Source organism: Eubacteriales bacterium (assembly GCA_041390245.1).
Lineage (GTDB): Bacteria > Bacillota > Clostridia > Christensenellales > JAWKQI01 > JAWKQI01.
Genome location: JAWKQI010000006.1, coordinates 1 through 19,872, shown reverse-complemented (window position 1 = coordinate 19,872; position 19,872 = coordinate 1). Strand labels below are relative to the sequence as shown.

Annotated in this window: 18 protein-coding genes, 6 tRNA genes, 1 other RNA gene and 1 pseudogene; 22 read left to right on the top strand and 4 right to left on the bottom strand. The window is 39.2% G+C overall.

Going from position 1 to position 19,872, the window contains the following annotated elements; translation table 11 throughout:
- Positions 1-171 precede the first annotated feature (171 nt).
- The 16 genes and pseudogenes from R2876_07575 to R2876_07500 all read left to right on the top strand — a co-directional run bounded on the left by R2876_07575 (position 172) and on the right by R2876_07500 (position 10,756).
- A pseudogene (locus tag R2876_07575) lies at positions 172-2,235 on the top strand (thioredoxin domain-containing protein).
- A gap of 178 nt (positions 2,236-2,413) precedes the next feature.
- Positions 2,414-3,556 (top strand): DEAD/DEAH box helicase, encoded by a 1,143-nt coding sequence (locus R2876_07570; protein MEZ4358449.1) that lies wholly within the window; start codon positions 2,414-2,416, stop codon positions 3,554-3,556.
- A 171-nt stretch (positions 3,557-3,727) separates the two neighbouring features.
- Complete coding sequence (gene hisZ / locus R2876_07565; protein ID MEZ4358448.1) at positions 3,728-4,927, top strand: ATP phosphoribosyltransferase regulatory subunit; 1,200 nt, start codon at positions 3,728-3,730, stop codon at positions 4,925-4,927.
- A 16-nt stretch (positions 4,928-4,943) separates the two neighbouring features.
- On the top strand, positions 4,944-5,573 hold the full coding sequence (gene hisG, locus R2876_07560) for an ATP phosphoribosyltransferase (protein MEZ4358447.1): 630 nt from the start codon (positions 4,944-4,946) through the stop codon (positions 5,571-5,573).
- A gap of 4 nt (positions 5,574-5,577) precedes the next feature.
- A complete protein-coding gene (gene hisD, locus R2876_07555; GenBank protein ID MEZ4358446.1) occupies positions 5,578-6,876 on the top strand; it encodes a histidinol dehydrogenase in 1,299 nt (432 codons plus the stop codon).
- Positions 6,873-7,457 carry an imidazoleglycerol-phosphate dehydratase HisB gene (gene hisB, locus R2876_07550; GenBank protein MEZ4358445.1) on the top strand — a complete coding sequence of 195 codons (585 nt, stop codon included), beginning with the start codon at positions 6,873-6,875 and terminating at the stop codon, positions 7,455-7,457. Before hisD ends, hisB begins: the two co-directional genes overlap by 4 nt.
- A complete protein-coding gene (gene hisH / locus R2876_07545; protein ID MEZ4358444.1) occupies positions 7,454-8,053 on the top strand; it encodes an imidazole glycerol phosphate synthase subunit HisH in 600 nt (199 codons plus the stop codon). Before hisB ends, hisH begins: the two co-directional genes overlap by 4 nt.
- Positions 8,050-8,760, top strand: a complete 711-nt coding sequence (gene hisA / locus R2876_07540) for a 1-(5-phosphoribosyl)-5-[(5-phosphoribosylamino)methylideneamino]imidazole-4-carboxamide isomerase (protein ID MEZ4358443.1) — start codon at positions 8,050-8,052, stop codon at positions 8,758-8,760. The genes hisH and hisA overlap by 4 nt, the downstream gene beginning before the upstream one ends.
- Positions 8,750-9,511 (top strand): imidazole glycerol phosphate synthase subunit HisF, encoded by a 762-nt coding sequence (hisF, locus tag R2876_07535; GenBank protein ID MEZ4358442.1) that lies wholly within the window; start codon positions 8,750-8,752, stop codon positions 9,509-9,511. Before hisA ends, hisF begins: the two co-directional genes overlap by 11 nt.
- Before the next feature lie 16 nt (positions 9,512-9,527).
- Complete coding sequence (gene hisIE / locus R2876_07530; protein MEZ4358441.1) at positions 9,528-10,160, top strand: bifunctional phosphoribosyl-AMP cyclohydrolase/phosphoribosyl-ATP diphosphatase HisIE; 633 nt, start codon at positions 9,528-9,530, stop codon at positions 10,158-10,160.
- 91 nt (positions 10,161-10,251) lie between these two features.
- A tRNA-Val gene (locus R2876_07525) sits at positions 10,252-10,327 on the top strand.
- A gap of 7 nt (positions 10,328-10,334) precedes the next feature.
- A tRNA-Asp gene (locus R2876_07520) sits at positions 10,335-10,411 on the top strand.
- Positions 10,412-10,415: 4 nt separating this feature from the next.
- Positions 10,416-10,491: transfer RNA gene (locus tag R2876_07515), tRNA-Phe, on the top strand.
- 7 nt (positions 10,492-10,498) lie between these two features.
- A tRNA-Gly gene (locus R2876_07510) sits at positions 10,499-10,573 on the top strand.
- A 2-nt stretch (positions 10,574-10,575) separates the two neighbouring features.
- Positions 10,576-10,650 (top strand) — tRNA-Cys (locus R2876_07505).
- A 19-nt stretch (positions 10,651-10,669) separates the two neighbouring features.
- Positions 10,670-10,756 (top strand) — tRNA-Leu (locus R2876_07500).
- Between the two features lie 154 nt (positions 10,757-10,910).
- On the opposite strand, the gene R2876_07495 is transcribed toward R2876_07500, so the two are convergent.
- Positions 10,911-11,690, bottom strand: a complete 780-nt coding sequence (locus tag R2876_07495) for an HAD-IIA family hydrolase (GenBank protein MEZ4358440.1) — start codon at positions 11,688-11,690, stop codon at positions 10,911-10,913.
- 239 nt (positions 11,691-11,929) lie between these two features.
- On the opposite strand from R2876_07495, the gene R2876_07490 reads away from it, so the two are divergent.
- A complete protein-coding gene (locus R2876_07490; protein MEZ4358439.1) occupies positions 11,930-13,855 on the top strand; it encodes an FAD-dependent oxidoreductase in 1,926 nt (641 codons plus the stop codon).
- 59 nt (positions 13,856-13,914) lie between these two features.
- Here the strand turns inward: R2876_07490 and R2876_07485 are convergent, their stop codons facing one another.
- Positions 13,915-14,652 (bottom strand): C-GCAxxG-C-C family (seleno)protein, encoded by a 738-nt coding sequence (locus R2876_07485; GenBank protein ID MEZ4358438.1) that lies wholly within the window; start codon positions 14,650-14,652, stop codon positions 13,915-13,917.
- Between the two features lie 204 nt (positions 14,653-14,856).
- On the opposite strand from R2876_07485, the gene R2876_07480 reads away from it, so the two are divergent.
- Complete coding sequence (locus R2876_07480) at positions 14,857-15,693, top strand: putative sporulation protein YtxC (protein MEZ4358437.1); 837 nt, start codon at positions 14,857-14,859, stop codon at positions 15,691-15,693.
- Here R2876_07480 and R2876_07475 read toward each other — a convergent pair.
- Both R2876_07475 and R2876_07470 read right to left on the bottom strand, forming a co-directional pair.
- Positions 15,690-16,070, bottom strand: a complete 381-nt coding sequence (locus R2876_07475) for a sulfite exporter TauE/SafE family protein (protein MEZ4358436.1) — start codon at positions 16,068-16,070, stop codon at positions 15,690-15,692. The two genes, R2876_07480 and R2876_07475, sit on opposite strands and share 4 nt — an antisense overlap.
- Positions 16,067-16,453, bottom strand: coding sequence for a sulfite exporter TauE/SafE family protein (locus tag R2876_07470; GenBank protein MEZ4358435.1), 387 nt, complete (start codon positions 16,451-16,453; stop codon positions 16,067-16,069). The genes R2876_07475 and R2876_07470 overlap by 4 nt, the downstream gene beginning before the upstream one ends.
- A gap of 138 nt (positions 16,454-16,591) precedes the next feature.
- On the opposite strand from R2876_07470, the gene secG reads away from it, so the two are divergent.
- The 4 genes from secG to ssrA all read left to right on the top strand — a co-directional run bounded on the left by secG (position 16,592) and on the right by ssrA (position 19,870).
- Positions 16,592-16,846: a preprotein translocase subunit SecG gene (secG, locus tag R2876_07465; protein MEZ4358434.1), complete on the top strand. Its 255-nt coding sequence runs from the start codon at positions 16,592-16,594 to the stop codon at positions 16,844-16,846.
- 70 nt (positions 16,847-16,916) lie between these two features.
- Positions 16,917-19,004, top strand: coding sequence for a ribonuclease R (gene rnr / locus R2876_07460; GenBank protein MEZ4358433.1), 2,088 nt, complete (start codon positions 16,917-16,919; stop codon positions 19,002-19,004).
- A 35-nt stretch (positions 19,005-19,039) separates the two neighbouring features.
- On the top strand, positions 19,040-19,501 hold the full coding sequence (gene smpB, locus R2876_07455; GenBank protein ID MEZ4358432.1) for an SsrA-binding protein SmpB: 462 nt from the start codon (positions 19,040-19,042) through the stop codon (positions 19,499-19,501).
- A 3-nt stretch (positions 19,502-19,504) separates the two neighbouring features.
- Positions 19,505-19,870: a transfer-messenger RNA gene (gene ssrA / locus R2876_07450) on the top strand.
- The last annotated feature ends 2 nt before the right edge of the window (positions 19,871-19,872 follow it).

Below are 19,872 nucleotides of genomic sequence, written 5' to 3'. Positions count from 1 at the left end.
GAGGGCTACAGGTGTTTATGTTCGAATAAGCATTATCCATATAATTGTTCATTTATAAAGATGGATATAGCAACCAATATAAAAGTTCGCTTTAATTGAAGAAGAATACTTTCATGGTATTCTTTTTGTTTTTGGGGTAGAATAATAAAATAATAATTTTCAAAGGAGGTGATGCCCATGACTATTAACAAAATACCCAATAGATTAATTGACGAAAAGTCTCCATATCTTCTTCAACATGCCTATAATCCAGTAAACTGGTTTCCGTGGAGTAAAGAGGCTTTTTCTAAAGCAAAAAGAGAAGATAAACCTATTTTCTTATCTATTGGGTATTCGTAAATGGTCTAGAAATTGACCTGTCATTGGTGCCACGTGATGGAAAAAGAATCTTTTGAAGATGTAGAGGTAGCGGAGGCCCTTAACAGGGACTTCGTAGCTATAAAGGTAGACAGAGAGGAAAGGCCGGATATAGATTCTGTTTATATGTCAGTCTGCCAGGCATTTACCGGTTCAGGAGGCTGGCCGCTTTCAATAGTCATGACGCCGGATCAAAAGCCGTTTTTTGCGGGGACTTATTTGCCCAAAATATCTCGGTATGGCATTACTGGATTAATGGAGCTTATGTCTAACATAATGTCTTTATGGCATAAAAACCGCAAGGTACTGATAAAGACTGGGACAGATGTAAGCGAGTATTTAAAAAAGCAATCTAAAAGCCCGTTAAGTTTTAAGGAACCGACTAAAGAACTGCTATTCACAGCGGCTAAGTACTTTAACAAAATTTTTGACGAAATTAATGGTGGCTTTGGAGGGGCGCCTAAGTTCCCCACACCTCATAATTTAATATTTTTACTTAGGTATTATGTACTCGAGAATGACTTTACAGCGCTTTTAATGGTAGAAAAGACGCTTACTCAAATGTACCGTGGCGGAATATTCGACCATATCGGCGGCGGATTTTCAAGATATTCTACAGACGCCAGATGGCTGGTTCCGCATTTTGAAAAGATGCTTTACGACAATGCACTTCTTGCATATACCTATTTAGAAGCATTTGAAGTCACGAAGAAACCGCTTTATAAAATAATAGCACAGCGGACCATAGAGTATGTACTAGAAGAGCTGGCCGATAATAAAGGCGGGTTTTACTGTGGGCAGGATGCAGACAGCGAAGGAGTAGAAGGCAAGTATTATACCTTTACAAAGCACGAAGTAACAGATGTTTTAGGGGAAGAGGGAGAGGCATTTTGCGCAAACTTTGATATTACGTATGAGGGAAATTTCGAAGGCAAAAACATACCTAACCTACTTAATAACGACAGCTTTGACAGTGCATATGAGAATGCAAAGAACCACCTTAAAAAGCTTTACGACTACCGCATAAACAGAATAAAACTATTAAAAGACGATAAGGTGCTTACTTCGTGGAATGCCTTGATGATATCAGCCCTTGCAAAAGCATACAGGGTTTTTGGAGATGAATACTATCTTGAGGCTGCTTTAAAAGCTAATAGATTCATAAAAAATAAATTGCATGATGAAGGCGGAAGGCTGCTTGTTCGTTGGCGCGGCGGTGAAGCTAAAATAGACGGGAAGATAGATGATTATTCTTTTTATAGCTTTGCACTTTTAGAGCTATATAAATCAACATTTGACACGCATTATTTAAAAGAAGCGATAAATACCGCCGAGCAGATGGTGAAATTGTTTTTCGACGAAGTAAACGGCGGATTTTACATGTATGCATACGACGGTGAACAGCTTATAAGCCGCCCAAAAGAGGCATACGACGGAGCAGTACCTTCCGGGAACTCAGTTGCGGCTTTGGTTTTAGAGACGCTTTCAAAGCTTACGGGAGAACTGAAATGGAGTGAGCTAAGCGCCAAACAGTTTGAGTTTTTAGCAAGGAACATAAAGGATTATCCAATTGGATATAGTTTTAGCCTGATTGCAATGATGCAGAAGCTTTATCCCTCAAGAGAATTAGTTTGCGTGACAAACGATGAAGAAGCTCCGCGTGATTTTGTTAAGTTTATGAATGGAAACAATTTTATTAATTTAACTACAATAGTGAAGACGGTTAAAAATGAAAAGCTGCTTCGCAAAATAGCACCATTTACTTCAAATTACAAAATACCTAATGACTTCACAGTTTACTATCTTTGCGAAGGCAGTAAATGCATGTCTCCGGTTAATAAGTTAAATAAGCTAAAAGATTTATTAAACGCTGAATAATCAACAAAACCTCCGTTTAAATGGTATGGGTTGATATTTATTTAATAATATGATATAATCAGAAAAAAATTATTTTAAAGTATGATGATTGAAGCATATTTCTGTAAATCATTTTCTGTTAAGATGTTTTACGAAAATATGCTTTTTTTTATCGGATATTATTTTAGAAAGAGGAAAAATGGAGAAAAAATCATTTAGTGATTTTAATTTATCACAAGAAATTTTAAAAGCAGTAACATCGATGGGATTTAAGGAGGCAACTCCTATTCAGATACAGACCATAGATGCAATTATGAACGGAGAGGATATTGTGGCGCAGGCGCCTACAGGTACAGGAAAGACTTGTGCTTTTGGGATACCGCTGATTGAGCAAATTGATTCATCATCCCGCAATATTCAGGGTATGGTGCTTTGCCCGACAAGAGAATTAGTTATACAGACGAGCAACGAACTTACAAAACTGTGTAAATTCAAAAGGGGAGTAAAGATAGTCTCGATATACGGCGGACAACAAATAAGCAAGCAGATATACGAATTAAAGAAAATGCCGCAAATTATCGTAGCTACGCCGGGAAGGCTCATGGATCATATGCGTAGAAGAACAATTAGACTTAACAGTCTGAGTCATGTGATTCTTGATGAAGCAGATGAAATGCTAAATATGGGCTTTCGTGAGGATATCAATGTAATTTTAAAGAGTGTTAATAAGAACAGGCAAACTGTACTTTTTTCAGCGACATTATCTAAAGATATTTTAGCTATAACTCATAATTACCAGAGAAATTATAAACTTATTAAAGTAATGAACAAGAATATACCGATTCCGAAAATCGATCAGTTTTATATTGAACTTAACTCAAATAAAAAACTTGATGCATTAACAAGACTTATAGATTCTAACAATTATGGCCTGGCAATAGTATTTTGCAACACAAAGCGAATGGTAGATATGTTGACGAAGAGCTTGTCATTACGAGGCTATTCGGTGGACGCTTTGCACGGAGATATAAAGCAGTTAAAGAGAGACAAGGTAATGTCTAAGTTTAAAAACGGTAATATTAATATCTTAGTGGCAACAGATGTTGCAGCTAGAGGGATTGACGTTAATAATGTAGAGGCAGTCTTTAATTATGATCTACCGGTGGATGAAGAATATTATATTCATAGAATAGGAAGAACGGGAAGAGCAAATAATGACGGAGTGTCCTATACGTTTATCGGTAGCAGGGAAATATACAAATTAAATAATATTATGAAATATACTAAATCAAAAATAAAAAGTATGAAAATACCAAATAAAATTAATAAGATAGCACTTTAATTTAACAAAAATATTAAAAAAGCTCGTTTAAATATACGGGCTTATTTATTTGTGATAAAATCTAAATATATTTATTATTCTATATAAAATAGTTGACAAAACTCAAAAATAATACTATTCTAATACATATTAACGTTTTAGCATGATAAAACAGTAAATGGAGCAAATGAGATGGAAAGATTTAAAAAGTATACGTCGGTGGGCGTCCAGGATTTTTTGCCGGTCGAGTGTTTTTACAAAAAAAGAATAGAAAACGCGATAAGGAATGAATTTATCTTGTCCGGATACGACGAGATAGAGACGCCGTCTTTTGAATATTACGATGTATTTTCAAGCGGGATAGGTTCTTATACCCAGGAGAAGATGATAAAATTCATTAATGATAAAGGGAGAATAATGGTCCTTCGCCCGGATCTGACTGTACCTATAGCGCGCATGTATGCGGCTTCTTTTAAAGGCGCTAAAGATCCGCAGCGGTTATGCTATATACAAAATGCTTTTTCATCTGAAGAACCCGGAATAGGCAAGGCAAATGAATATACTCAGGCCGGGGTTGAACTTATAGGCGAACCTAATTTTGCAGGTGATGTAGAAGTCATATCTTTGGCTATACGGACTTTAAAAAATATAGGGCTTAAAGATTTCAAGATAGACATAGGGCATGTTGGTTTTTTCAAAGGCATAATATCCGGCCTTAACTTAGACGAAAGCGACATAGATTCTATCCGGTCAAGCATAGACCAGAAAAACATGCTTGAACTTGAAAATATATTAGAAAAACTGACGATAGAGAAAAAAACGTGCGAGAAGTTAAAAAAACTGCCCGAGCTGTTCGGAGATAAACGGATTTTAAATATAGCTATGCAGATGGCTGAAAACGAAGAACAGAGGTCTTCTGTCGAAAATTTGATACAGGTGTACGAGGTCCTTTCAAGTTTAGGCCTTGAAGAGTATATATCTATAGACTTAGGAATGCTCCATGACATTGGGTATTACTCCGGAATAGTTTTTCGCGGGCTCACTTCATCAATAGGATTTCCTATTATAAGCGGAGGAAGATACGATGAACTGTTAAGTGAATTCGGCATAGAAAATACTGCAACCGGGTTTGCCATAGGGATAAAAAGGGTATTAATAGCGCTTGAACAGCAATCTGGTTTTACAGATTTTTATGATACTTACTGTATCATAGGTTTTAGCGATAGTTCCTTTAAAGAAGCGGACGCCATAGCAGAAGAGCTTAAAAAGCAGGGCAAGAGAATAGTGCTTCTGGCAAACTGCAGCAAAGAAAAATTGGCCGAAGAAAAAAAGGGAAAGAAAGCATTAAAGGCCATTTATATTGATTCTAAAGGGCAGGTATTTGATTTTTAGGGGAGGAAAGATTTAAATGCAAATAACAATAGCGCTTGCCAAAGGCAGGCTTGCAGATAAAACTTTTGAGATATTAAAGAAATGCGGGATAAACCCGGAAGGCATTAAAGAGGACAGCAGGAAATTAATTTATTATGATACAAACAACGGCATACGTTTTTTAATGGTCAAACCGACTGACGTGCCGACATATGTAGACCATGGAGTGGCAGACCTAGGCGTTGTAGGTAAAGATACTCTGCTTGAAATCGGACTGCCTCTTTATGAAATGATAGATTTAAAATTCGGTGCATGCAAAATGTGCATTGCAGGATATGAAAATGTCAAAAATAATGTGACTTCTTCGATACTCAGGGTAGCAACTAAGTATCCTGAAACGGCAAAGAGATACTACGAGGCAAAGGGCAAGATGATAGAAGTCATAAAACTAAACGGTAGTATAGAATTGGCACCGATAATAGGTTTAAGTGACGTTATAATGGACTTGGTCGAGAGCGGCAGGACACTTAAGGAGAATGGGCTGGTAGTGCTAGAGGAAGTGTGCGATATAAGTGCACGGCTTACGGTAAACAGAGTGAGCTTAAAGACAAAAGCAGATGTAATAACGCCGCTTCTAAGCAAGATACGTGAAAATATAGGGGGATAAGGCAATGCAGATTTATTATTATGAACAACGCACAGAAGTTTTAAAACGTTTAAAATCCCGCGCGGCTATAAATGATGCAAATGTCTTAAAAATTGTTAGAAGTATTATAGACGATGTTGCTCAAAGGGGGAATAAAGCGTTATTTTACTATACTAAAAAATTCGACGGGTTTGATATAGACGAAGGCAATATGACTGTTACCCAAAAAGAGATTGATTTAGCTTATGATACAGTAAAACCGGAAACTATAGAAGTTTTGAAGAAAAGCGCGCAAAACATCAAGACTTTTCATGAAAAACAGCTTAGAAAGAGCTGGTTTATCGAAAAAGACGGAGCAAAAGTAGGGCAGATAATAAGGCCAATTGATAAGGTGGGATTATATGTGCCGGGCGGGAAAGCTTCATATCCGTCAAGTGTTTTGATGAACGTCATACCCGCAAAAGTTGCAGGAGCCAGCAACATTTCGATAGCTACTCCGGCAGATAAAAACGGGAATATATCTCCTGCAATACTCGTTGCGGCAGATATAGCGGGGGCAGACGTCATTTATAAAATCGGCGGTGCACAGGCAATAGCTGCGCTTGCATATGGTACGCAAAGTATCGAAAAAGTGGATAAAATAACCGGCCCGGGGAATGCATACGTCGCCGCTGCTAAAAGAGAAGTCTTTGGGCAGGTGGGGATAGACATGATAGCAGGGCCTTCTGAGATCCTTATAATAGCCGATTCATCTGCCAAACCGGAATGGCTGTCAGCAGACCTTCTGTCTCAGGCAGAACATGATGAGGCGGCAGCATGCATTCTTATTACAACGGACGAAGAAATAGCTGAAAAGACAGACCGTGAGGTTACGCGGCAGTTAGGGCTTATTAAGAGGGCTAATATAGCCAAAAATTCTATAAAAAATTTCGGCGCGATAATTATCGTTGAAAATCTTGATGAAGCAGTAAGTATCGCAAATGATATTGCGCCTGAACATATTGAACTTATTGTTAAAAACCCTTATGATATAGTAGATAAGGTAAAGGCAGCAGGGGCTATATTTATAGGTCAATATGCACCTGAGCCGTTGGGGGATTACTTTGCAGGAACTAACCATGTACTGCCGACGAATTCGACAGCCAGGTTTTCATCGGCATTATCCGTTGATGACTTTATCTTAAAGTCAAGTTTAATCGATTATAGCAAGGAAGCTTATAAAAAGGTATACAGCGATGTAGGCCGTTTTGCCAACCTAGAAGGGCTGACAGCACATGAGCGCTCTGCGCGAGTGAGATTTGATAAATTGGAGGAAGAAAAATGAGGTCGTCTGAATTAAAAAGATTTACCGGTGAAACTAAAATAAATCTTAATTTAAACATTGACGGGACAGGCAAATGCGAAATTAATACCGGAATAGGGTTTCTGGATCATATGCTTGAGCTTTTTACAAAGCATGGGTGTTTTGATATAAAGATTACCTGCGACGGAGACTTATATGTAGATTCACATCACACAGTTGAAGATATAGGCATAGTATTAGGACAGGCTTTTAAAGTTGCGGCAGGCGATCTTAAAGGCGTCAACAGGTATTCAACTAAATTTATCCCTATGGATGAGGCGCTGGTTTGTGTGTCGCTTGATTTTTCAGGCAGGCCGTATCTCGTATACGACGCCGACATAGACAACGACGATGTACAGCTATATGAGGAGTTTTTCAGGGCTTTTTCAAACCAGGCCAATTTAACGCTCCATATAAGGCTTATAGACGGGAAAAATGCGCACCACGTAATAGAAGCTATGTTTAAGGCGGCAGCACGGGCGATGAGAGAAGCGCTTGAAATGGACAGCCGCATCAAAGGCATTCCGTCAACTAAGGGTTTTATTAATTGGGAGAAAGAATGATAGCGATAATAGATTATGGAATGGGAAATCTTAAAAGCGTTAAAAAGGCGCTTGATTTTCTAGGCTTTGAGGCAAAGATAACGTCAGAAAAAAAGGATATTTTAGATGCTTCTCATGTTATACTTCCAGGAGTCGGAGCTTTTGCCGATGCGATGTCTAATTTAAATAAAAGGGGTTTGATTACACCTATTAAAAAAAGCATAGACAGTGGCAAACCCTTTCTTGGGATATGTTTAGGCATGCAGCTTTTATTTGACTACAGCCTGGAATATGGGCGCAGTGAGGGGTTAAAAGTTGTTTCCGGTGGTGTAGAACATTTCTCGCTGACAGATAAAAAAGTGCCTCATATGGGCTGGAATTCGCTCAAAGTCCATGATAATCCGATAATACCTAAAGAAGAAAACCTCTATGTTTATTTCGTACATTCATACCATGCGGTAAATGTCCCTGAAGAAAATGTAATTGCAACTACAGAATACGGGTATGAGTTTGTTTCTGCTGTAAGCAAAGGCAATGTCTTTGGTTTGCAGTTCCACCCGGAAAAAAGCGCAGGTAAAGGGCTTAATATGTTAAGACGTTTCGGAGGGCTTAAATGATAATTTATCCGGCTATAGATATAAAGGGCGGAAAATGCGTCCGCCTTGTAAAAGGCGATATGAATAGTGAAACGCAGTATGGAAAACCAGTTGAAATGGCTAAAAGATGGCAGGCTCAAGGGGCTAAGTTTATTCATGTAGTAGACTTAGATGCTGCAATCCAAGGTAGATTTTCAAACAGGGATACGGTTAAAGAAATACTGGATAACATAAACATTCCTATTCAGCTGGGTGGCGGAATACGCACCCTTGAGGATGTAGACGAGAGGATAGGGCTTGGCATAGGCCGGGTAATTATAGGAACTGCGGCATATAAAAATCCTGAACTTGTAAAAGAAGCATTCAAGAAGTACCCAGGCAAAATAGTTATAGGCATAGATGCTAATGAAAGCGGGATAGCAATTTCCGGCTGGGTAGAAAAGACGAGTGTATCGCCTATTGAGTTTGCACTTAAGATGAAGGACATAGGTATCAATACCATTATTTTTACCGACATATCAAAGGATGGGATGCTAAGCGGCCCGAATGTAGAATGGACAAAAGAAATGGTTCAAAAAACGCGTATCGATATAATAGCTTCCGGCGGTATTTCAACCCTTGATGACATAAAAGCAGTAAAGGAAGCAGGCGCATCCGGCGTCATAGTCGGCAAGGCGCTTTATAACGGGAATTTTACGCTGAAAGAGGCAATAAAATATGCTGACTAAGAGGATAATACCATGTTTGGACGTGCATGCCGGGCGCGTTGTTAAAGGGGTAAATTTTGTCAACTTAAAGGATGCAGGCGACCCGGTCGAGATAGCTAAGGAATATAACAGGCAATGCGCGGATGAGCTTGTTTTTCTGGATATTACAGCATCGTCTGACAACAGAGGCATAATGGAAGACGTAGTAGAAAAAACAGCAAACGAAGTCTTTATACCGTTGACGGTCGGCGGCGGAATTCGCACGATAGAAGATTTCAGGCGTATTTTAAAAGCAGGGGCGGATAAGATCTCGGTAAATTCCGCTGCCGTGAAAAACCCAAGTATAATTTCTGAGGCAGCTGAAAAATTCGGGAGCCAGTGTGTTGTCGTTGCTATCGATGCAAAAAGGAGAGAAGGCAAAAATGGCTTTGACGTTTACTTAAACGGGGGCCGGATAAATACAGGCATAGATGCGGTAAAATGGGCGAAGAAAGCCTGCGATTTGGGTGCGGGAGAGCTGCTTGTTACTAGCATGGATACCGATGGGACAAAGAGCGGCTATGACATAGAGCTTACAAAAGAGATAAGCAAGGTGGTTAACGTACCTATTATCGCTTCCGGCGGAGCAGGGCAGTTATCGCACTTTAAAGACGTTATAGTTAAGGGCGGAGCAGACGCAGTTTTAGCCGCATCATTGTTTCATTATCAAGAACTGACTATAAAACAGGTAAAAGATTATTTGGCAAAAAATAATATACCTGTCAGATTATAAATATTGGAGAAACATTATGAAGGACTTTCTTAAAAACATAGAAAAAATCAAATTCAACGAAAAAGGGCTTGTAGCAGTAGTTACACAGGACGTGGTAACAGGTGCTGTTTTAATGCAAGCCTGGATGAACAGGGAAAGCATCGAGGCAACTGTTAAAACAGGTAAGATGACATATTTTTCAAGGAGCAGAAATACTCTTTGGATAAAGGGTGAAACTTCCGGAAACTTTCAATATGTAAAAAAGCTTTTACTAGACTGCGATAAGGATACGATACTTGCTTTGGTAGAGCAGGTTGGCAACGCATGCCACACGGGTAGTTATACCTGCTTTGGCGACGGCAATTATGAAGTGATGGATATTAAAGACGGCAAGTACGCTATAATAGACGAACTGTTTGACGTCATAAAGAACAGAAAGGTAAATAAAAAAGAAGGATCTTATACAAATTACCTGTTTGAAAAGGGCTTAGATAAAATACTTAAAAAAGTCGGCGAAGAAAGTGCCGAGGTTATTATTGCGGCAAAAAATCTTTCTAAAGATGAAGTCAGGTATGAAGCGGCAGATCTTACATACCATGTATTGGTGCTCTTAGCAGAGCTTGACATGCAGCCCAAAGATATTTTGGCAGAACTTAGGCAAAGGCGTTAAAAAAGGGAAAAACCATATTGACATAGTGTTTCTTATGATATAAAATAAAATACGCGTCAGATGATTTGGCACATTAACAAATATAATTTGTGGGAGCATAGCTCAGCTGGGAGAGCACTTGCCTTACAAGCAAGGGGTCACAGGTTCGAGCCCTGTTGTTCCCACCAATTATTAGGCCCGGTAGTTCAGTTGGTTAGAACGCTAGCCTGTCACGCTAGAGGTCGAGAGTTCGAGTCTCTTCCGGGTCGCCATTATGCCTCGGTAGCTCAGTCGGTAGAGCAAGGGACTGAAAATCCCTGTGTCGGCGGTTCGATTCCACCCTGAGGCACCACTTATCTGCGGGAGTGACTCAGTGGTAGAGTGTCGCCTTGCCAAGGCGAATGTCGCGGGTTCGAATCCCGTCTTCCGCTCCAATGGCGCCATGGCCAAGTGGTAAGGCAAAGGTCTGCAAAACCTTTATTCCCCAGTTCAAATCTGGGTGGCGCCTCCATTTTTTTTGGCGCGTTTCAGCCGAAGTGGCGGAACTGGCAGACGCACAGGACTTAAAATCCTGCGGTGTAACAACCGTACCGGTTCGATTCCGGTCTTCGGCACCAAACAAAAACCCTTTGATACCAATGGTTTCAAGGGTTTTACGTTTTTATTTAGCTAAAACTAATGATAAAAATAAAACTAATGATAAAAAATAGGAAGGCTTAAAAGCCTTCCTATTTATATTTATAATAATTATAATATCGATTATTTAGGCTATTATAGTGCTTCCGGTATATCTTTAACTCCGTCTAGCACAAGCCTTGGCCTATATGGGTACTGAGACATTATATTTAGTGTAGTAACGCCTGTAAGTACGAGGATAGGGTCTAGGCCAGATTCTATACCGGCGATTATGTCCGTATCCATACGGTCGCCTATCATAGCTGTTTCCTCTGAGTGCACACCTAAGATCTGAAGACCTGTACGCATCATCAATGGGTTCGGTTTGCCGATATAATATGCTTTTTTCCCGGTCGTAGCTTCAATAGGCAGTACCAAAGCGCGGCAGGCGGGAAGTATACCGTTTTCTCCTGGGCCTGTAAGGTCAGTATTAGTACCTATTAATTTAGCGCCGTTAAACACGTGCCTCATTGCCCGGCGAATATGCCCATAATTATAATTGCTAGTTTCACCGACAACTACATAATCCGGGTTAACATCGTTAATTGTTATTCCAACGTCGTGCAAAGCATTAAATAGGCCAGGTTCTCCGATAACATATGCACTGCAGCCAGGGTTTTGTTTGCATAAAAATTTTGCAGTAGCAAGAGCGCTTGTGTAAAAGTGGCTTTCGTCTACATCAAGCCCCATACGCTCAAGTTTTTGCTGAAGCTCTTTAGGGGATTTTTCACTGCTGTTTGTTAAAAATAAGAACTTCTTATTTTCACGGTAAAGCCAGTTAACAAACTCTTTAACACCCGGCAAAAGCTTATTGCCTTTATATATTACGCCGTCCATATCGCATATGAACCCTTTTTTTGCTCTTAAAACTTCCATTTGTATCCTTTCTATAATTTTCATATTATTCCAATGATATTATATACGACATATGTAAAATCGGCAATATGTGAGTTGTAAAAAGAAAGTAAAAATATTAAAAATTGGTTAAACTTACCTTATAAATTTGTATTATCTAAATATTAAGATTATAATAATAAATATACCAAACATATTTTTAATTGCAGAATAGATCCACTGTTTTTAATGAATAATGAAAAAGAGGAGGATTAACTGAAATGAAAAATCTAAGCAAAAGTCCAATTTTCAGGCCTATTTCAATTGGAAGCACAAAGCTTAAAAATAGGTTGGTAGTTGCCCCAATGGTTACAGTATTTTGCGATACCGATGGAATGGCAACAGAAAGGTTTATAGCTTACCACGAGGCTAAGGCAAAAGGCGGATGGGGCCTTATAATCGTAGAAGATTATGCCGTAGATCCGCTGGGAAGAGGTTTTTGGACTCCGGGCCTTTGGAAAGACGAACAGATAGCGTCTCATACTAAATTAACGGAGAGAGTACATAAGGCAGGAGCTAAAATCTTTGCACAGGTCTACCATTGCGGCAGGCAAACTACATCTGCCGTAATAGGAAAGCAGCCGGTTTCGGCGTCTCCACTTCCGTGCCCGATTCTAGGGCAAGTTCCAAGAGAGCTTACAACAGATGAAGTTAAAAAAATCGTATCTCAGTTTGGAGATACAGCACTTAGAGCGAAAAAGGCCGGATTCGACGGTATTGAAGTACATGGAGCCCATGGATATTTGATTGCACAGTTTATGTCCAAGTACTCTAACAAACGAAACGACGAATATGGCGGCCCACTTAAGAACCGCGTACGGTTTCCGCTTGAAATAATAGCAGATATAAGAGAAAAATGCGGCCCGGATTTCACGATCGATTTTAGAATTTCGGCAGATGAATATGTCCCAGGAGGGCGTACGATAGAGGAGACAAAGACAATAGCAATAATGCTTGAAAAAGCAGGAGTTGACTCATTACATGTTTCTGCCGGCGTTTATGAAAGCACCTGGGCGATAATACCACCTTTGAATATTACACCGGCATGGATCGTTGATTATGCTGAAGCTGTCAAAAAAGTGGTGAATATTCCTGTTATAACCGTCGGACGTATTAACGACCCGTTAATTGCTGAAAGCGTAATTAGCTCCGGTAAGGCCGATATGGTAGCAATGGGAAGGGGTTCCCTAGCTGACCCTGAACTGCCAAATAAATTTAAAGAGGGGCGCTATGAAGATATACGGCACTGCATAGGTTGCCAGCAGGGATGTTTAGAAATACTATTTAATAACCAGCCTATTCGCTGCCTTGTTAACCCAACATTGGGATTTGAATATTTAAATGAACTTAAAAAGACAAGCAACCCCAAAAAGGTTACAGTTGTAGGTGGCGGCCCGGCAGGCTTAGAAGCAGCAAGAGCTGCTGCTATTGCAGGGCATAGCGTTACTATATATGAAAAAACAGACAGGCTAGGCGGGCAGTATAACTTAGCGGCTATAGCACCGGCAAAGGGAGATTTTGCTTCTTATTCGGCTTGGGCAGCAAGGCAGGTAGCCAAATTAGGAGTTAATATCAAGCTGAATACGGAATATTCTGTTTCTGTTTTTGAAAAGGATAAACCGGACGTAGTGATTTTGGCAACAGGTTCTTATATATCAAGGCCTCCGGTTACTGGAATCGATGGAGAAAACGTTGTGGACGCACAAGACATACTGCTTGGTAAAGTTACAGCCAAACAGAAAGTAATTGTTGCCGGCGGCGGGCTTATAGGCTGTGAAACGGCAACCTACTTAGCATCTTTAGGAAGACAGGTTACAATAGTAGAGATGCTTCCGGAAATAGCTAAAGAAGAAGAGTTCACAAGAAAGGTGCTTCTTATGAAGGCGATAGAGAGGCAGCATATAAGCGTAATGACAAATACAAAGCTACTGGAGATAACTAAGTCGGGAGCTAAGGTGGATGCGGATGGTGAAGTGATGGACGTTAAAGCTGATACGATAGTTATGGCTTTAGGCGTATTGCCAAATAATAAGCTTGCCGATGACCTTAAGGGCAAAGTTGAAGTGAAAGTTGTGGGAGACGCTTCAAAAGCGAGGAATGCACTTGAAGCAACGAGAGAAGGTTTCCTGGCAGGAGCAAGTATATAATAATATTTAAATTAAAATAATCCAATGGTTTTTCCATTGGATTATTTTTTATTAAATTTTTATTTGGCGTTTACTACGTTACTTTGCAAAAACATATAGGGAACGCCTTTTGCCTGAGTGATCGTTTTAATCCCTTTTTTATTAAAGGCCGAGGTATCCTTAATACTACCTGAAACAACGGAGTCTACGTTTAGGCCGGACAAGAAATCGGCGATATTTTCATTTAAGTCGCAAGTTACGGTTTCGCATTTTACAATGACGTTACCGCTTATGCTGAAAACCAAAAATTGAGTGCAGTTTTCAAGTTCTGGGGAAATAACACCGTTATCACATGCAATTGCTATTTTTCCGGTTACATTCATTATTTTTTCTACAATTGCAGCGGCCATTTCTACCATGTCAGGACATGAGCGGGTTTGATAGTAAGTTTCAGTTCTTTTTTCAGGAACAAATGTATTCTGGTCTTTACGTTCTTTTAACAATTCCCTGCATATGATAGAACCGTTTTGACGCTTAAACTCTTTTGCGAGATATTGTATCAATTTATAATGAGTGGATTTGGCATTATAATCTTTAGGATCAGAATATCCGTATTTAAGACCTACGACCATAAACATGCCGCTTACAGCACCGCATACTTCTCTTAACCTTCCCATGCCGCCTCCAAAAGAAGAGGCGAGGTTTAAAAGAGTATCTGGGTCGATATTAAATTCGTCTGAAAAGGCCAAAAGTACTGATTGAGAACAATTATGCCCGTCTTTAAAAATACTTCTGGCTTTTGCACCAGCGATAGACATTTAACCCTCCTTAAATTAAAATAAAAATTTGTTACTATAAATTACAATAAAATCATTTTAAAATTATGTCAATAAGAGAAACTCTTTTTTTGGACTTTTTATCTAGATATTGTTAATTTGCTATAAGTCAAATATGAGCATACTAAATTTAACGCAAAAACATTATTATGGCAGGAAGCATATTGTATTCTATCAGGATAGAAAGTGAATAAAAAATTGAAATACTCTATAGTTCTTACTAAAAAAAGTGAATATGTCCATACGTTGCTTAAAAGGAAAATAGAACGTTGTAAACATTTAAAAATAATAAAAAACGAAGAAAAGGGCAAAGGCGCTATATTGTTTGAAGTTGAGGCGAAAGACGTTGAAGGCGATATACTGATATCAAGGATAATATCTGATGTAATAGTTGAAAACATGCAGCTTAGGTTTTTAGTTGAAACTGTGAAAAAAAAGTATGCTTTTTTAGAAGAACGCGCTCAATGCGACGTATTGATTAAGACGCTAAGGTTACTGTGGTTCAGAAAAAAAGACAAGATAGACAATTATACTTTGACAAAAGTTGATATAGAAAAACGGGTTAGAAAATATTTTGAAGAGAGTAAAAAAAATGAAATAATTTTGGATGGATTTTTAAATTTCCGCTTACAGGACCATAAAAAATCATGGGAAGATATGTTAAAGCGTGTTGTGCAAGGGTATATTCTGGAAAAGGATTACCGGGATTTTATCAGCATTCTAAGGTATTTCGTATCGATAAAAAAACCCGTTAAAAAGCTTGTTAATTTAAAATACGAAGGCAACAAATATGTGTTGTCAGATGAAAACGGCGACGAAATAGATTACGCTAAATATGAGAGCAACTTGGGCATTAAAGGGAGTATGTCTTCTTCTGATATCGTTTTGAGTATGCTTATAAATTTAGCCCCGGAAAAGATAATGCTTTATGATTATAAAGATTTTCCGGATAAAAAGTTCGTCTTAACGGTAAAGAATGTCTTTTTCAAAAGAGTGGTTTTGAAAACTGTAAGGCAGGATTAAAGTTTTTTGCTCTTTTTGTCTTTGATTTCCATAATATAAATTCTATATGCTGCAACTAGGAGCAAAAACGTGCCGAATACAGTACGCAGTGTCCTTTCGTCCAGCAAAATAGCAAGGTATGCACCTAGTGCGGCACCGGGCAGTCCTCCTATTATTAGTTTTACCGCTGATCTTAGGCGTATTAACTTATGCTTAAAATGAAGGACAATGGCGGCTACGGCCATTGGAAAAAATATGGCAAGGTTTAAAGCCTGCGCACCATGCTGGGAAAAGCTAAGCAATAAAGTTAATACAGGTATTAATATCACACCGCCGCCCATTCCCATACCACCTATGATCCCGAATGCTGTCCCAGTTATAATGAGGATTATATTCAAAACAACATCCTCACTCCGCAAACGATGATAATAAGTGTAAAGAGGCGGTTTATAAACTTAGGGCTGGCTTTTTTAAGCAGCATTGCACCTAAAATGCCACCTATAAGAGAACCTATTGACAAAAATATAAGGGAGTTTACTTCTAAATAACCGGAACCGGCGTAAAATATGACACTTAATATAGAAAGCGGAAGTATCACTAATAATGCGGTTGCATGGGAGACTTTAGTTTCATAGCCTTCTAGTTCCAAGCACTCAACTACAGCTATACCGCCAGCAGAACCTAAAAATCCATTTATTATACCGGAGAATAAACCGACTGCAATGTTTACGATAGCTCTTTTTTTAGGCCTTGATTTTTGAAATTTATCTTTTATATTCATATATTTATTATTTTATTTTATTTTTAAAACATACTAATTATATGCGTTATTTTTAAGATGCAGATTTATAAATAATATATTGATTTTTATTATAAACTATGTTATTATCAGCATGTTATGTAATTTGGAGGTTTTTACATGCAAATTTTATCAATAATATTACAAGTTATTCTTTGCATATTTGCAATAGTGTTGATAGTAACTGTGTTACTGCAACCCAGCAAGGGTGCAGGTGTATCAGGAGCACTTGGTGGCGCCTCGGATACTTCATTTGGAGGAGGATCAAAAAAGGCAAGAGGAATGGAAGCCAAAATGGCCAGATTTACAAAAATCTGCGCTGTGGGTTTCATGATAATAGCCGTTGCACTTCTTATCATCCAAAAGTTTTCGTGATGCCAAGTAAAAAAGATATTTAAGCGTGCTCTAGTGGCACGCTTTTTTTAAAAATTTTTATGGAGATTAAATGAGTATTAAAGAAGAGATCATTAGAGTAATTGAAGAAAAAGGAACGCCTATGCCGATAAAGAAGGTAAAGGAATACCTTAAAGATGAAGCAAAAGGGGACGACATAGACAGGGCTGCTTTTGAACTGATAGGCGAGTATAAACTTTTCAGGACAAAGGGAGCTAAGTTGGCTCTTCCACTCCACGTAGGATATATAACCGGTGAGTTTTGCGCCAATCAAAGAGGCTTTGGCTTTGTCTATAACGATACGGGAGATATATTTATTCCGCCGGGCAATAAAAACGGGGCTATAAACGGAGATACTGTTTTAGTTAAGGTAAGCGAGACGGCAAAGGATGGAAAAAGCGCAGAAGGTATTATAGAAAGGGTATTAAAGGAGTCTTCTCAGGTTATTGTTGGAACCGTTGATAAAAACGGGAGGGCTGTGATGGTCATCCCGGACAACAGGTGCTATGACGATATCTATATAAGAAGAAGAGGGCAGCAGGGCCTTAAAAGCGGCCAAAAGGTAGTTGTCAGGATAGATGCACGGGCACGTGGAGAAAGGCATGCAGAGGGAACTGTAATTGAGCTGTTGGGGACTGAGCATGAAAAAGGTATAGATGTATTGTCTGTAGTACGCGCCTTTGGTATTCCCGAGGAGTTTTCTAACGAAGTTATTAAAGAAAGCGAGAAGGCAGCAAGGCACCCGATAGCCGAGGATTTAAACGGCAGGGAAGATTTTACTTCAGACAACGTCTTTACGATTGACGGCGACGACGCAAAGGATTTAGACGATGCAATATCCGTAGGCAAATCTAATGGCGTTTACCGCCTGGGCGTGCACATAGCAGACGTATCGCATTATGTTCGTAAAGGAAGCGAGCTTGATAAAAGTGCACTTGAGCGCGGCACAAGCGTATATATGTTGGATAAGGTAGTTCCTATGCTGCCTAAAGTACTGTCAAACGGGGTATGTTCGCTTAATGAAAAGGAGATAAGGCTGACTCTTTCGTGTGTGATGGATATAGATGAAAAAGGGCAGGTTATGTCGCATAGGATATGCAAGAGCTTTATTAAATCTAAACACAGGATGACATACAACAATGTAAATAAAATCTTGGGCGGAGATGAAGCTTTAAAAGTCAAATACGAAGATATATTTAGCGATATATTGCTGGCAAGAGAGTTGGCCGGTATTTTAGAAGAAAACAGAAAGGCGGCCGGCAGCATCGATTTAAACATAGACGAAGCTAAAATAGATGTCGATGAAAACGGTAAGCCATTAAACGTCCATGTTCGTGAACGCGGCATTTCAGAACATATGATAGAAGAGTTTATGCTGATGGCTAACAAAGTCGTTGCGGAGGAATATTTTTATAGGGATATTCCATTCATATATAGGGTGCACGATAAGATGGATGCCGGAAAGATGGAGGCTTTAACAGTATTTTTGGCTAACTTGGGATATAAGTTTAAGGGCAGGCCGGACAATGTCCACACAAAGGACATACAAAATATCCTTACTCTGTGTAATGGTGAGGAATTTGAAAATATAATAAGCAGAATAGTCCTCCGGTCTATGAAAAAGGCGGAATATTCAGACGAATGCAGGGGCCATTTTGGGCTTGGATTTAAGTTTTACTGCCACTTTACTTCACCGATAAGAAGGTATCCGGACCTTTATATACACAGGGTAATATCGAATACTCTTAACGGTAAAATGAAAAATTTAGATAAGAAAAGGAAAGAGGCAGCGGCTGTTTCAGATACATCATCTAAATACGAGCGGCGCGCGATGGAAGCAGAGCGTGAAATAGAGGCTATAAAAAAGGCTCAGTATATGGAAGACAAAGTTGGCAAAAAGTATGATGGCATGATATCCGGAGTTACACAAAATGCGATGTTTGTAGAGCTTGATAATACTATTGAAGGTATAGTTTTGCTAAGCTCAATCAAGGATGATTTTTACGTCTATTTTGAAAAGCTTTACTGTGTCATAGGAGAGAGGACTAAAAAGAGGTATAGCCTGGGCGATAAGGTCAAAGTCTACGTTAAAAGCGTAGATGTCCGCCAGAAGAGGGTGGAATTTGAACTTGTTCAGTAACCTTTGAAATAGTATAATTTAATTAAGAGGTCAATATGCAAAAAGGCGTAAAGATAATAGCGCAAAATAAAAAGGCGCGGCATGATTATTTCATAGAGGATACGTATGAAGCAGGGCTTGAACTGGTCGGAACGGAGGTTAAATCCATAAGGCAGGGCAAGGTCAATTTAAGGGACAGTTTTGCCCAGGTAAAGAACGGCGAAATGCTTGTTTATAACATGCATATAAGCCCTTACGAAAAAGGCAATATATTTAATAAAGACCCACTTAGGGTAAGGAAACTGCTGCTTCATAAAAGCGAAATACGCAAATTAAATGCAATGGTGATGCAAAAAGGGCTTACGCTCGTACCCTTAAGCATTTATTTAAGCAAAGGCCTTGTTAAGATGGAACTTGCTGTCGCACAAGGCAAGAAGCTTTATGATAAAAGGGAAGACATGGCTAAAAAGGATGCCAAGCGAGATATGGAGCGCCATTTAAGAGATAATAATAGATAACATGGGGGCGTATATGGCTTTCGACGGGGGTAATCGGTATTGGATAAGCGGGCCGAAGTTTTTTGAAATCTTCGTTAAAAAATTCAGAGCTTAAAATTAAACGCAAAAAATAACGAACAATTAGCATTTGCTGCTTAATCGCAGCTGCCGTCTGCTTCGGGAGTCCCGTGGCTCAAAGACAGGCGTAATTTAACGGGGTACTGCTGCTACTAAGCTTTGCGTAGCAGATGGATTTATGAAGCTACTGATCGAAAAACCCTGTATGTGGGGGATTCACATCGGGAAATTTTATAAATACGCATACTTAGCCCGGAGAAAATTCAATATTGTAACTTTCGGACAGGGGTTCAACTCCCCTCGCCTCCACCAAA

Bases quoted from the DNA above. Each gene is read 5' to 3' on its own strand.
- R2876_07570 (MEZ4358449.1), top strand. From the start codon at position 2,414: ATGGAGAAAAAATCATTTAGTGATTTTAATTTATCACAAGAAATTTTA.
- hisZ (MEZ4358448.1), top strand. From the start codon at position 3,728: ATGGAAAGATTTAAAAAGTATACGTCGGTGGGCGTCCAGGATTTTTTG.
- hisG (MEZ4358447.1), top strand. From the start codon at position 4,944: ATGCAAATAACAATAGCGCTTGCCAAAGGCAGGCTTGCAGATAAAACT.
- hisD (MEZ4358446.1), top strand. From the start codon at position 5,578: ATGCAGATTTATTATTATGAACAACGCACAGAAGTTTTAAAACGTTTA.
- hisB (MEZ4358445.1), top strand. From the start codon at position 6,873: ATGAGGTCGTCTGAATTAAAAAGATTTACCGGTGAAACTAAAATAAAT.
- hisH (MEZ4358444.1), top strand. From the start codon at position 7,454: ATGATAGCGATAATAGATTATGGAATGGGAAATCTTAAAAGCGTTAAA.
- hisA (MEZ4358443.1), top strand. From the start codon at position 8,050: ATGATAATTTATCCGGCTATAGATATAAAGGGCGGAAAATGCGTCCGC.
- hisF (MEZ4358442.1), top strand. From the start codon at position 8,750: ATGCTGACTAAGAGGATAATACCATGTTTGGACGTGCATGCCGGGCGC.
- hisIE (MEZ4358441.1), top strand. From the start codon at position 9,528: ATGAAGGACTTTCTTAAAAACATAGAAAAAATCAAATTCAACGAAAAA.
- R2876_07495 (MEZ4358440.1), bottom strand. From the start codon at position 11,690: ATGGAAGTTTTAAGAGCAAAAAAAGGGTTCATATGCGATATGGACGGC.
- R2876_07490 (MEZ4358439.1), top strand. From the start codon at position 11,930: ATGAAAAATCTAAGCAAAAGTCCAATTTTCAGGCCTATTTCAATTGGA.
- R2876_07485 (MEZ4358438.1), bottom strand. From the start codon at position 14,652: ATGTCTATCGCTGGTGCAAAAGCCAGAAGTATTTTTAAAGACGGGCAT.
- R2876_07470 (MEZ4358435.1), bottom strand. From the start codon at position 16,453: ATGAATATAAAAGATAAATTTCAAAAATCAAGGCCTAAAAAAAGAGCT.
- secG (MEZ4358434.1), top strand. From the start codon at position 16,592: ATGCAAATTTTATCAATAATATTACAAGTTATTCTTTGCATATTTGCA.
- rnr (MEZ4358433.1), top strand. From the start codon at position 16,917: ATGAGTATTAAAGAAGAGATCATTAGAGTAATTGAAGAAAAAGGAACG.
- smpB (MEZ4358432.1), top strand. From the start codon at position 19,040: ATGCAAAAAGGCGTAAAGATAATAGCGCAAAATAAAAAGGCGCGGCAT.